The organism is Viridibacillus sp. FSL H8-0110 (assembly GCF_038003565.1).
In the GTDB taxonomy this organism is placed as follows: domain Bacteria; phylum Bacillota; class Bacilli; order Bacillales_A; family Planococcaceae; genus Viridibacillus; species Viridibacillus arenosi.
This window is the reverse complement of sequence record NZ_JBBOPJ010000001.1, coordinates 1,344,041-1,358,056: the sequence shown is the minus strand read 5'-3', so window position 1 is coordinate 1,358,056 and position 14,016 is coordinate 1,344,041. Positions and strand designations below refer to the sequence as shown.

Here is a 14,016-nt window from a genome sequence, read left to right as displayed (position 1 = left end):
TCATCAACGACGACTGTTACTCTGTGCTATTTTCAATTTCTTGTATTTTATTTATAGTAGCACGAACATACGCCGATTCCAATGAATTATACGTTCGAAAATGAGATTCATAAGACATCACAGTGCTCAAAAGGTAACTCGTACAAAAAAACAATAGAATCATCGCTATTGGAAGAAGCATTCCTTTTTCACTCTTTAACATACGAAATAACAAAGTCTTTCTCCTTCCTTAAGCCATTAGTAAACAATACTTTTGTTGTTAGAGTTGTACGATTTACATCAATAAAAAACTGTATTTCATAAACATTCATCAGCATAGGCTCACTTCCTTGCCCTTCCTTTTGCATACGTACTACAGCACTAGACCTATTAATAGCGAGACTTCGATTATCCTTTCCAATGTGTAAGTTTGCATTTGCACCTATGCCAATAGTTTTTATATCCAACAAATACGATTGCAAATCATACGTAAATAGCTCCCATTCAATTTCCTGACGTTGATGAAAAGATCTATTTGACTCTTCATACCAAGGATAGAAGATCATAAATAACTGCGAAAAAAGTATAAGGACCATCAGTTGCAAAAGGGCATCCGCTAATGTATAGCCAGAGCGATTTTCTATCAGACTTTTTATGGCCGAATACATTTTTGCTGTTGTCCTTTTAAGTTTTCATAAAATACGCATACTTCATTATTCGTGAAATACCATCGATAGTTAATATTTTCTACAGTTCGACTACCTTGGAGCTGCTCCCCCTGCTCGACACGTTGAGAAGCTTGGTAAGCTGTTTCAGCTGCGTACAGCGCCATTTTCTTATCACTTAAAGTAACTTTCATCATTTGCAATGCTGGTAAAAGAGTTCCGAATATCGTCAAAATAATAACTAGAGTTAGTAATGTTTCTGGTAATGAGTTCCCTTTGTCATTCCACAATTTTCATCCTCCCTTTAACGATATTAATAATAAGTGATTTATTCCCAGTTGGTGTTAAAAAAACCAATGTACCAAAACTTGAGAATGTACCTTGAGAATCAATTTTAATCTGACGTAATGGACTGTTGTAACTATAAGTAACTCCCTCTGGTAGTTCTCGTGTAAGATAATATCGTCTAGTATTAAGGGGGGAATTACCTCCCCCTTCTGAATCTACCAACGTATATGCCCTGTATTTCTTTCCATCATCTATAAATTCCAGATATGAAATAATCCCGCTACCAATCGACTCACTCTGCACCTGTTCAATATCAAGCATTAATTGATATAAAAACTGATTAGCCATTCGTTCATCCAACTTTGCTTTGCCTAGTACCAAGCTTAAAGAACAAATTATCATCGTAACAGTAAGTACTAGTAACAATTCGACGAACGTAAATCCAGCTTCTTTGTTATTCATCTATTGTAGAAACTTCTCCATCCGAGATTTGAATCTTTTTTCCGGTACACGCATTTGTATCTTGCTTTAAATACTTTGCGTCCTCCAACATTTCAATTGTTGTTGGATACTTTTTTTCGTCAATACGATAAGCTTCAACTTGTCCTTGTACCATACTGACATATGCTTTACATCCTTTATCATCCACTGTACTAAAGTGCTTTGTTACATTTGGTATTGCAATCAAAATCAACACTGTAATGATAAACAAAACAATGAGCATTTCAATTAAAGTAAAGCCCTTCTGTTGTTTTAATAATTGCATGTTGGTTCTCCTTTCTTAAACCATTTCTATCATTTCGTACATGGGTAATAAAATAGCTAAATAGGCTCCGAGTATGCAAACCGCGATAATACAAAAAAGTAATGGTTGAATTATAGCTAGCACTCTAGTCATATTCGCTTCTGTTTTATCTGTCAAAAAATCACTATAGATTTGAAGTTCTCTACCTAGATTTCCACCTTCCTCGCCATGTAGTATATGTGCATTAAATCCTTTCTGAAAAAACTTCATATGATTTACCGCAGTAGAAAGTGAATCACCAAAAATAACTCGATTACGTAATTCACCTGCTATTTTCGCCATAAATGGTTGTAACTCTTGTCGCTGTAAAATAATCAAACTTTCTTGCATTGAAAGACCACTTTCTAAAAGCCCACCTAACTCATAAGCAAATTGGCGTGTCAATTGAAGACGAAAAAATCGACAGAGAACTGGAATTTTCAAATACACTATCATTTGGTGACCAATCTCTTTCTTGCTTATTATCCTCCAAGCCACAAAAGCAAATAAGATACTCCCACAGGCTGCAATGATCAAGGCATCTGGAATATGCAAGAAAAAAGAGGATAGTGTTAATTTAGATACACTTGCATCACCTTCTCTAGAAAGCATCATTGAAGACATATTGGGTAAAAAGTAGGTCCGAAATCCAAAAAAGAGCAGCACTAAAAAGACAAACAAAATCGCAGGATAGGCCATTAGCTTTTGTAGTCTTTTTTGCGTTTCTTCCTTCGTTATCATTTGACTTGCTATAGAATCAAGGGCTCTTACAACTCTTCCATGTTGCTCTGCCACATGAATAGTCATTAAATAGCTTTTTTGAAAGCCAAGCAATTGCAGAATTTCGCTCATATTAGATCCACTTCGAAATTTTTCTTCTACCAAAGATTCCACTTCTGATAATTCTTCAATATGATGGGGTAGTAACATTGATAATGAATCTCTAAATGTATAGCCTTCCTCTAGCAGTACACTCATCTTTTTCAAAAAGCTCGCCTTATCTCTCATCTTAGGTAAAGTTTTAATCTTTTTACTAAATCGGTGAAGGTTGAGCTTTAATTGCACCCAAACTCACCCCTTTTTCTATCTGTCCTTCTAATGAGAGGTCTAATGGCAGTATGAATTTTTCATCACTCTTCACGTGTTCTATAGCTTCTGCTAGATATCTATCTGCTAAAATCTCATAAATGGCCGATAATCTTTCTTCATCTTGATAATTTACTTTCTTTACTAATCGCTGTGCAACCACTCCAATTACTGTTTGCCTTAACTCTTCTAAGGAGACGCCCAAATCTAGTAAACGGAATAAACAGCCAATTGTATCCATTGAATGAATCGTAGTTAAAACGAGATGCCCTGTTAATGCAGCCTCTATTGCAATCTTAGCCGTTTCTTGATCACGAATTTCTCCAATCATAATAAGGCTAGTTATAAAGTCAATAATTAATTTGGGATTTCCTAAATCCTTTAAAATAAAGGGGTATTTGTAACTTCCCAAATAATATGGGAAATAAAAAAATGGTCATTTTTTTATTCTGACCATGAAAATAAAGTTAATAAAATATATTCTCTATATAATTTTACAGCTTATTAATAAAGATTTTAACAATATTAAAGATAATTTCTTAAATCTGAAACAAGAAATTTGGTACCTGATAATCCTTTTAAAAATCTCATTTCACAATTGACAGAACAATCAGACTTTTGTATAAAGTTATAAGCTTCCCTTTTCCACTGTTTTATTTTTTGTATATGTTAAGGAACCATCATTGCCGTCCATTGCAGTGTTTTATCAAGACCTTTTTTCAAATTAGCCAATATTTATTAATCCTTATTCTTCGTTTATATATAGTTAAAGATAATGTGGTATTTACCAAACAATTTAGTAATGTTAAAAAGTAGTTGACGAATGCCAACGAGAAGAAATTAATTCGATCTTCTAGCAAAATTATTGCTGTACCATAATCCGCTAATTTTGAAATTCAAGTATTTAAAAAATACCTGTAGGTAAAACACTCTTTTTAAAGTGTCCTAACTACAGGTACCATATTAAAATGCCTAGAAATTTAATTATTTTTTCTGTTTTGATGTTTAGTAAATCGATCGACTACATTTGCTAATTCTTCTGTGCTTAGATACCTTCCAATCCTGTCAATACTAGAACCTCCATTTAGTGCTTTTATCATCTCTAGTGGTGTACCCCTATCAACAAGTGTCTTCATAAATGTATGACGAAGTTAAGTTGAATTTATTCCATATTGTTTTAACATCGATTGAATCGAACGAGCGCTTATTTAGACTAAACAATAACGAATTCTTAACATAGCGAGGGAAATTCTTTAACTGTTGTTTAAGATTTTTCCCGTTATCAATCAAATGATTATTTTTTTACATTATCGTCTGTTTTGGACTCCCATCTGTTCCCTTTGCTTCAGCATAGCTCATAGGCGTTTCATTTAAAACATATGAATAAAACATAAAAAAAGCCACGTCCTATATGGACATGGCGAATTGTCATGTTTCCATAGTTTTTTATAGAGAGTAATTAACTATAAACCTCTCCCGATTTACTTCGGGCTTTATCACATAAGAATATAATTTAAATTCACATAAAAACTAAATGCAATTTCAATAAAATCGCACTTACTTATTTATACGGTTCACAGTAATGTTTCTAAATGAGGTTTTTTACTATTTGCTGTATATATAGAATAACTGTTTCTACTATACAAATTCCTTAAACAGCCTAAAGAAATCAATAAACACTACCATTGCAGTTCTCAAAAAACAAGCTCATCAATTGTTATCGATTAATTTTTATACGATAACCCGCATTCCTGATGTTTAAATCGCTTCCTTATCGAAAACAAGATACTCTATTTATATTTTAGAAATGATTAGACTCTCTCCAATGCAATTTAATTTCTAAATATAAGTTATAACAACATAAGATAGGCTTTTTATTTATACATTACCACTAAATAATTCTTCTTATTCTTCTTTCGTTCTTCTTCAAATGGATTATAAAGCTCCTTGGCTTTATCTGATTTGCTTTTAAACTTTATTTGCTTTACATCTTCCCGTCGTACACCTTCAAAAATTTTCATTCTTTCAGAATTGCAAATATGGTAAACCGATCTTCTAAAATCATAGTTACCTCCTGACGGTATATTGAAGTCTATATAATCCCCATGTTTTTCCCAATAAAGAGTAGGAAGTTTAAATAGATGTTCATTCATATCTGCGTTATAGCATAAAGATAACCTTGTAATCGTATAGGTTGTCCCTTTTTCTCGTCTACAATAGTGAAAATGATATCCCGGTTCATGGTTGTCTACCTTCACTCCTCCTTTAAAACTTTTTTTACCTAAACTTGATATTTTCTTTTGGTCTATTAGTTCAAGAACATCTGTATTTGCCATCTCTCGAATCTTCGGAGGGTCTATCTGAAAGCTGTGTGTTTCTAATATATCGCTTTGTATTTTACTAATTGAGATTAATGAAAGAGAATTATAGGCCTCTACTTTCATTAAATCAAAAAGACTAACCAACTCTAAGTCCTCTTTGTTATATTCAAATTCATCAATATACTTAATAATGTTTTTACCAAGAACTTTTATTAATTTGATAGAGTCATCAAAACTTGAATTTAATACATCAAAAAGAAAATCATCAATTAAATTTTTATTGTCCAGATGAATTTTCCTAAACATTGTATAAATCAATTCATAAATAGGATGATCTAAAATATTAGCTTTAAATATGAAGGGCGCTTTAGGCATAGTTTCGGAAACCTTAGCCTGCAAAACAATTATTAATCTATTTAAAAGAAATTCTTCCCCCATATGACGAAGTAATTTTTTGTACTCAGTTCTCTTTATACCTTTATCGATTAACTTTCCTGTTTTATTACTTTTGTATACTCTCCAAAAATAGAAATTGTTATTTCTTTCATCAATGGTGAACCCTACTACAATATTACTTCTTATTATTTCTTTAATAAAATTCGTTTTCATCTCTCTTATTTCCCTTTCTTTAACCGTTTTTTAGAATTAATTAGTTTTAACTGTTTCATCTAAAAAGTCTGTTTAATATCAAGTGTATTAATTTAAAAAGCGCTTTAAATAGGTTGTAACCGGAAATACACTTCTTTTGCCCTCAATGAAACTGGGAAAAACAATGATAAATAAAATTTAAACCACCTAAACCTCTAAAAAATCAATGGTCTAGGTGGTTCTTTTAAAAAGCCGCACTTACTTATGATACGGTTCACCTTGCGTTAATACTATACAAATAAGTATCTACTCAACAATCTGGTCCTTTAGCTAAAGAAGGCACAATTATATTTCAAGAATTGCACCCGATTGTTGAAAAACTAAATACCTTACAAGATGGCAATAAACTAACGTTAAATTTTTTTTATTCAGTTAGTATAGCAGTAGCACCAACATAAGGTTCAGCCATTAAATTTAATTTTGCTATTTTCTTTTGTAACAATTCAATTAAGTCTATTTCTCCAGATAACACAACTCTTAGATCATAACCATCGAGTAAAAAAATTGCTTTATCTGGATGTTGTTTCATAAGTGGAATTACATTGGATGACCATCCGTTTATTGATATGAATAAACCCATAGTTTGTTTTCCCGAACGTGAAATTTTTCCATATAATGAATCTAATTGCTTCATGTCTGTTAATTGATTTGTCCATTTCATTTCTACAATATAGTGCCATCCATCTAGTTTGAATGCCCCATCAATCTGCTCTCCGCCATTGTTTCTTCTAAAACTCTCCAATAACGCAATATCATATAATTGAAATAACATATTTACTAACTCTTCTAACAAATACCCCTTTTTTTGTGGATTGTTCTTCATAGTAGCCATCTCATCAAACATCATTAATAATAACTTGGAACGTTCCAAGATTTCTGACTTCTTTTCTTTCCTAGCTTTTTGTTTTAATTCTTCAATCCTTAACTTCTCCTGTTTCTTTTCCTCTTCAAGCAATTGGGCTTCAATAGCTTCATTTATTTCAATCGTATTTAGAACCTCCCTTGCTTTTTGAACAGTTGCTCTTGCAGCATATTCATTATCAGATAAATGAAATTTACTCCAATTAGAAGCAATTTCAATAATAGATTTAATAAACTTCTTTTCTTTGATTGGATTATCAAATTCTTCTAATAACTGCGCACCAATTTCTCTTTTGGTCCATAGCTTTCCAACAGCATTTTTAGAACCCCTTAGCCTTACAAATTGCTCTTTTTTAATTCCAGCAGGCTCTAATATTTGTTCAAACATTTGATTTTTTATATTCACTAAATTAGCAATAATTTCAATTGTAAGCTTTCTATTATCCTCATTTAATTGCACTAAATACACCTTACTTTCGTGTTATTCTCCTATCCTTAGATCTTAAAAAGTTTAAAAATGTGACGTGTGGATGCATCAGCCTACCCGGTATAAACTATTACCTTAGTGAAAATATGGAAATATATACCTGTACACTAGACATAAAGAAATAGACCCCTTGAGCCATAGGAGTCCCTTTCTTTAATTCCTCCAGACGGAAGACCTTTTCCATATATCGCAAATACTTGCCACCTAATTCAGTAAGCCATCTAGTTGCACTCAAGTGCTTGACTTAATTATCATTCTGAAATAGATAAATCACAACAAGCGAGATAATTTATATTCACCAACCAGTTGACCCTGACCATTATGAACACGTTTAACGACCCGTTCAGCCTTCTTTACGTGTTTACCTTTGCAAGAAATAATCAGTTTTGATCCTATATTCCTTTTCTTTTAGTTATACCCCCCACCATATCGTTAGTAAGTCGAAATACGGTGTAATTTCATACATGCTCGTTATACTGACCGTTTCACAAAACGATACAAGAGGTTGATTTGGCGGGCTTAATCGCCTTTTCGTTACGTTCCAGGAGGACATTCAAGTAACCTTATGTATCAACACTTCATTTCTATTTTATACACTTTTTGTACACTTCAAGGCGCTTGTTCTTTCTGCATATAAAACTTGTGCGGCATCATATATAGCTTTGTTAACATGATGCTTTAATTGAATTAATTCTATAGATGATCCGTTTTTTCAATGAATCATTATCTATGTTTTCGATCCTTATATCCCCAAGGTACGCTCTTTTTTTATATTTCGGGCTTACGTTAAATAATGAAATAACTAGCTATCTGATCAATTTCAGGTAGCTAGTTTAAATTTTAGATGTGCGCCGAACGTGCTACCACGCGCGCATTATGCATTTCACACTCTTTTAAGAAGCTATCCAAGAATGCCTCTACAAATAGAATGTGCATGTTCATTTGAATACTATCGAAATAGCCTTCGAAATCATATACCTGTGTTAGCCATTCATTTACTTGTAAGTTCTGATCGCGCATAAACTCGCCATCAACAAACATTGGATTATTCGTGACAACCTCTTTCATGAAGTCAGTCATATTCTCACCCGTATTTAACTTGTAATCCGTAGTGAATTTAATAAAGCTGTATGCGAATTTGTTGAGAATCTCTAAAAGTGCAATGGCCTCGTTACTGCCAGGTGTTACATTGAATAATTTTTGAACTTGGACTTCACTCATCTTTGAAAATGACTGTGCGTACCCTGTTAAGAATCGGTTATACCAACGGTCATAGTACGTACCGTTGTAGCCTAAAAGACCATACTCTAAATATTCTCTGTTTTTCCATAACGTTCTCGTGCTTTTTTTCAATGGGTCCCAATCTTTCGATGCTTTTACAAACATTTCTTTCATTAAGTCGGTAATTTGCGCCTCAGCTGTTGGAATATGATGACGTAATTTCTCAGTATCGATATTTGCCGAGCCTAAATGTTCTTTATTCACAATCGAAGTGAACTTGCACCTCTGAACCGAACCCGTTAACCTTTTTGGTACGCTTTTTAATTTTGTGAATCCTACTCTTCTTAATACAATAAATTATATCAATAAAACTTTTCTATCTAACAAATTTCACTAATAAGACATTTATAACAAAAAAAATATTAATTTTCATCATAATAATTATTAAATTCTAAGATTATAAATATAAGCAATTTATTCATAGATCATTACTTAATTTCATCCATTTCCAAAATAATATTTTCATGCGATGATTCAATAATACTCCTTGGTATCTGATTATATTTCCATCCTGGCTCAGTATATTGCGAGACAGAATTAGTTAAATAATTGCTTAATGATCTATCCGTTATATAACTTCTATTTACTATAGCACGCTCTTCTTTCCCACTTAAAGCATTTATTAAATGATAAGTCCAAACCCCATTCATTAAGTTATCTGACGAATATGAGCTTTGTCCTGTCAGACATGATAAAAATACAGAATAATTTGGATTTTCATTAGTATAAACAACTAACTCATCATCATTTATGTCAGAAATATTACTTCTTTCATTCTCATCTTTAAAAGTTTTTGCACATGCATCTATAAAAATTATCGCATTATTACATTTCGATTTTTTTAAAGGATCTAACAATAACTTTGATAATGGTATTGCTGTTTCAGTAATGTTAAATGAATGCATATCATAGGTTGATAAGTAGTTTGTTACACCATTATGGAAGCCATGACCGACGTAATAAAAAATTAGTCGATCTTTTTCCGTTAAAGAATTAAACAGCATTTTCAATCCAAATTCCAAATTAGATTTAATGGCTTCTTCATTTTTTATGATAGTGATATCCTCTTCCTTCACATTCATTGAATTAATTAGTACCTGTTTAAACTTCTCCGCATCTGCGTTAGCATACTTTACTGGAGTGATTTGATTATCACTTCTTGGAAAATAATTTTCGATAGAAATAATAAGCACTACGTTATTTTCAAAATAGGACTTGCTTAATATAGTCTCGGTTTTGGGAGGGCTATTTTCAATAATATTTTGGTTTCCTACACGGACGTATTTATGCTTTCCAATAAAAATCGGGTCATCATTCTTTTCAATTTCAATAACAAAAAGGAGTTTTTGATGATGATTAATCCAATCATATTTAATGTTAGGCACTTTTGATAAATGTTTTACGGATTCTCCGATAATTTCAGCTAAATTAAAATCTTTACTAATTCCAACAACTTCATTTTCTTTAGAATTAACCTCTCTTAGACCAAATATTAATTTGCCACCATCTGTATTATTAAACGCAGCTATAGTTTGAGCCAGAATTTGAGGTGTATATGGCACCGGACTATAATCAATGGTTTTAGATTTCTTTGCATTTAATAGGTCATCAAGATCATCAGAAATTAATTTAATAGTGTTTATAGGTATTTTATTCATTCCTGTTTTCTTAAATAATTGCCCCATAGTTATCCTTCTAACACTATGCACACTACCATTTTCGCACCACAATTCTGCATCCATATAATCTAATACATCAAATTCAGAAGTATAATATAGTAAAACTTTGTTTCCATCAGAAGGCCTAGCAACTACCGCAATCTCATTACCATTTTTCAAAATTCCTCCGATAATACTTTTAGCTATCCGGTAACTATTTGTACAATCATATTCATCTAATGTAGTTAAATAAGCTAAAACATTACCAACGGCCCTATCGACTAAACTCTCCACATAAACTAAAGCATTATAATCCGATTTGGATAAATGATAAACCGAAGGAGGCATTTTATTATTTTCAATTTTACTTTCTAGTTCTGCAAATGACTTTAATTTATTTTCACTTGAATTTCTTGAAATTTCAACATCATCCGATTTTATATGAGTAATGTCATATTCTTCAACTTCGAAATAATGCTCAATTTCAGGAATAGTAGACCTTAATAAAAAATCTATTTTTTTGTCATGACCCCTTAAATCGTAATAATTGACTAATTCTCCAGATAGTTTTAACAACACACTATTTGAGTCCCATGGTTCCTTTACATAAAGCATGTTGTCAATAAAATGAGTATAAACTACTTTAGAAAACCCTAATTCATCATAAGTAATTTTTAATTCTTCTGCTTCGTATATTTCTAAGGTTTCTGTTTTTACTTTTAACATACTTAACGGAGTATTTAACAATTCTTTAATTTCATCGTTTTCAATCCAGACTTTTAAATAGGGCAAAATTTTAAATAAATGTTCCTTTAACGAAATTGCTGACTGAGTTTCAGAATGAACTAAATTAAACTCGCTTTGTCTCAAAATACTCACTTTAAAATATTTTAAAAATATCTCTAAAGAACGATGCTTTTTATTTTCGGCACTTAAATAAATAAACCCATACTGTTCTTGAAACACGGATTCATTTCCATCCCAATAATAATAAAGACAATCACATTCACTAAACAATTTTTTGCTATTTAACATGCAGTTTTCTTCAGACCATTTTCCCACTAATACTATTTCATCATTATTCCAAAACTCACAATCATCCATTAGCTGATTATATATTAATTGAATTCTTTTTATATTTTCTTCTTTAACTTGATTGTTATCGATAATATCGATTGAAATTTGGGTTAAAAGTTCTAAGTAATCTTCAAGTTTAAGATGCGTTTTAAATTCAAAAAACATTTTCCATTCATCTGAAAGTTTGGGACCTTGGAAAATGGGTAAATATTCACCGCATAATTCCAATAACTCTTCTGAATTAAGAAATATTTCATTTGATTTAAAACATTTTTTCATTATTGTGGGTAAACAACTATTATTCTTAATAAACCAAGAAATATAGTTACCTACTTCACTACCATAAATTCTCCCTTGACGTCCGCTATAACCCCAATATGCAACAAGTGGACTAGTTAAGTCTGTTGGGGAATATAAATCTATTAAATCTTGCCAAAATATCGCTGCTGCTTTTAGGTTATTTATTATATCCACAAGAAATTCAATTGAAATTAAATTTTCAAATTCATCCGCTCTAAATGTACTGTAATTAGGTTTAAAGAGTTTATCATCCTCAGTGAAAAATCCTTCTTGAATTCCTTTTGATATTAAAATTTCTTTCTTCAATTTATCTTGATACGTTAGAATAGATATTCCTTCACAAGCCCCCAACTTTTTAAAAAAACGTTTCCATTCATCAATATCTAACTTATTTTCACAATAGCTTTCACTAATAAATATATCTTTCCTAATTACTTTTTCTAATTCAACTCTAGGCTTATAGTAATTTGATAAATATGATTCTTTCACTGGTATTAGTGACCCATTTTGTGTAAGAATCCTAATTTTATTTAAGTCATTTAGAAGAGCATCATCCAAAACACTTTTTTTATATAATGAAAATAATTCAGTAATTAATTTATGTGTATTATCTAATGTAGAGATATTTTCTATATTAGGTAAAATATTTTGACGAATATAAGTTACATCGGTTTTTTCCTTAACACCTAAATTTTCAAGCCATATATATATATCTGGATTTTCCTTTAGAAATTTTTGAATTTCTTCATGTAAAAACATTAATTCACTTTCAGGGTTATCCCAATTTGTATCATCAGGCGTAGGAATACATACTTGACTAGGGTAGCTTAATTTATGTTTATGATTCCATATAAAAGTAAGGTTTTTCATAAAGTGATCATCAAATGTTTTAAGTTTTTCATCATAAAGTTTCTTTAAATGCATAATTAAATGAATATTTTTAAATACATCATGTTCTTTATAAAAATAACTTGAAAGAAGAAATTTACTAAATTCATTCCAAGTAAACTTAAAAGAACATAAGTCATTTATGTATGTTGAATACGGATTATTTACTACAAATTTTTTATTCAAAGATTCTTCATAATTTAACGCCCTACAAACATAAGACTTAATAGCATTTTCACCAACAAAATCTTTTTCAGATAAAAAAGTTGTATCTACTATAGCATCCTTAACAGTTATTAAATCACCATCTTTAGAAAGTACAAATTTAACTGTCTTCAAAGCATTTTCAATACCACAATTGAAACTATTCCCTAATTCATTTTTATATATTTGTTTTGGTATTAATTTATAGGCTTGACAATTAAATTCAGACTCGACTAATTCTGCAATCCATCGAACTATTTCAACAGCTAAAGAATTAAAAATCCATTGATTCCATTTTGAATCAACATGTAGTGATTCTCTATTAGCAGCTGTTAAAAAACTTGTATTTACTAGTACTGGAAATTCATATTTAGATTCACCTGTTGGTAAATAAGAATATAATAAATTTTCTTCTTTATTTAGCTTAACTATTTCATTATTAATGATCTTTGCAGCTAAAGTAACCTCTATATCAGTAGCTGTTGCTAATTTTTCTGGAATATTTCTATCTTCAAGAAGAATTAAACGTACACTTTCTGGTACCTTTATTGTATTACTTTTAATGATCCACTCAGAATTACTATTGTTATTTGCTAATTTAATTTTCTTTTCGTCACTACGATCTATCAAGATGGAATTGCTTTCAGAAAGTTCAAAGTTAATCTTTGATATATTTTTTAGGAACAAAAACATATTTGTATTCTTAGTCAAATATTTTATAGCTTCTTCAACCTCAGATAAATTATGTAAAGAAATAATAGTTGCGACTTTGATATTAGTACTTAAAATATATTCTTTAACTAATGGATTTACTTCATCTTCTTTCGTATATATAGGTATTATTTGCCAAGGATATTGGAATTCCCGACCATTTTCTTTCTCCCAATCCTCTCTAGAAATTTCCCATTGCCAATTAAAATCATAATTTCTATCAAATCTAAAATACTCGTTATTGGAGAAAATTGTGACTTTATCAGACTGCCCAAAAACAGATTTGAAACCAATTCCTTTATACCCTGTTTTGTTAATGTCATTTTTTTTAGTACCATTATTGATATTGCATATCCCCATTAAATCTCTCTGATCAAAGGGTTTTCCACTGTGACCAAATATTAATTCTTTACCAATAATTTTTATCCAAACTTCAATCGAATTTCCTTTTTCTAAGGAATCATCAGCATTTTGAAGTAATTCATAAATAAATCTATTAGCATCTGTATATAAGTCACCGGATAAAGCATTTAATGAACTTGCCTGATTTACTGCTTGCGTTGGATTTTTATAAGAAGAATTTTCTTCAAATATACGTGCGATATCTTGATATATTCTCATATACACCTCTCCAAATTTACATTTATTAGTATTAATATAAAATATTTTTTTCATTAATACAAATTCACATTTTATAAATTATTATACTTTAGAGTTTTTTTCGTTATTATCGATCTCGGACTACTTTTTCCTATAAGCTGATTCCCTATCTATTTTT

Annotated in this window: 9 protein-coding genes and 1 pseudogene; all 10 read right to left on the bottom strand. The window is 30.7% G+C overall.

The genetic code is table 11. From position 1 onward, the window contains the following. Positions 1-188: 188 nt before the first annotated feature. Positions 189-647 (bottom strand): competence type IV pilus minor pilin ComGF, encoded by a 459-nt coding sequence (comGF, locus tag MHH98_RS06675; protein ID WP_038186764.1) that lies wholly within the window; start codon positions 645-647, stop codon positions 189-191. Continuing rightward, on the bottom strand, positions 632-934 hold the full coding sequence (locus MHH98_RS06670) for a hypothetical protein (RefSeq protein WP_038186766.1): 303 nt from the start codon (positions 932-934) through the stop codon (positions 632-634). Before MHH98_RS06670 ends, comGF begins: the two co-directional genes overlap by 16 nt. Continuing rightward, positions 924-1,394, bottom strand: a complete 471-nt coding sequence (locus MHH98_RS06665) for a prepilin-type N-terminal cleavage/methylation domain-containing protein (RefSeq protein ID WP_038186769.1) — start codon at positions 1,392-1,394, stop codon at positions 924-926. Before MHH98_RS06665 ends, MHH98_RS06670 begins: the two co-directional genes overlap by 11 nt. Continuing rightward, positions 1,387-1,698: a competence type IV pilus major pilin ComGC gene (comGC, locus tag MHH98_RS06660; protein WP_076035195.1), complete on the bottom strand. Its 312-nt coding sequence runs from the start codon at positions 1,696-1,698 to the stop codon at positions 1,387-1,389. The genes MHH98_RS06665 and comGC overlap by 8 nt, the downstream gene beginning before the upstream one ends. A 15-nt stretch (positions 1,699-1,713) precedes the next feature. Continuing rightward, positions 1,714-2,781 (bottom strand): competence type IV pilus assembly protein ComGB, encoded by a 1,068-nt coding sequence (gene comGB, locus MHH98_RS06655; RefSeq protein ID WP_340712323.1) that lies wholly within the window; start codon positions 2,779-2,781, stop codon positions 1,714-1,716. Continuing rightward, positions 2,750-3,136, bottom strand: a pseudogene (locus MHH98_RS06650) (ATPase, T2SS/T4P/T4SS family); the annotation flags it as partial. The gene comGB and the pseudogene MHH98_RS06650, both read right to left, overlap by 32 nt. 1,540 nt (positions 3,137-4,676) lie before the next feature. Beyond that, positions 4,677-5,732 (bottom strand): hypothetical protein, encoded by a 1,056-nt coding sequence (locus tag MHH98_RS06645; protein ID WP_340712320.1) that lies wholly within the window; start codon positions 5,730-5,732, stop codon positions 4,677-4,679. A gap of 403 nt (positions 5,733-6,135) precedes the next feature. After that, positions 6,136-7,092 carry a hypothetical protein gene (locus MHH98_RS06640; RefSeq protein WP_340712318.1) on the bottom strand — a complete coding sequence of 319 codons (957 nt, stop codon included), beginning with the start codon at positions 7,090-7,092 and terminating at the stop codon, positions 6,136-6,138. Positions 7,093-7,959: 867 nt separating this feature from the next. Further along, positions 7,960-8,604 carry a hypothetical protein gene (locus MHH98_RS06635; protein ID WP_340712316.1) on the bottom strand — a complete coding sequence of 215 codons (645 nt, stop codon included), beginning with the start codon at positions 8,602-8,604 and terminating at the stop codon, positions 7,960-7,962. A gap of 224 nt (positions 8,605-8,828) precedes the next feature. Further along, a complete protein-coding gene (locus MHH98_RS06630) occupies positions 8,829-13,859 on the bottom strand; it encodes a sacsin N-terminal ATP-binding-like domain-containing protein (protein WP_340712313.1) in 5,031 nt (1,676 codons plus the stop codon). Positions 13,860-14,016: the final 157 nt, after the last annotated feature.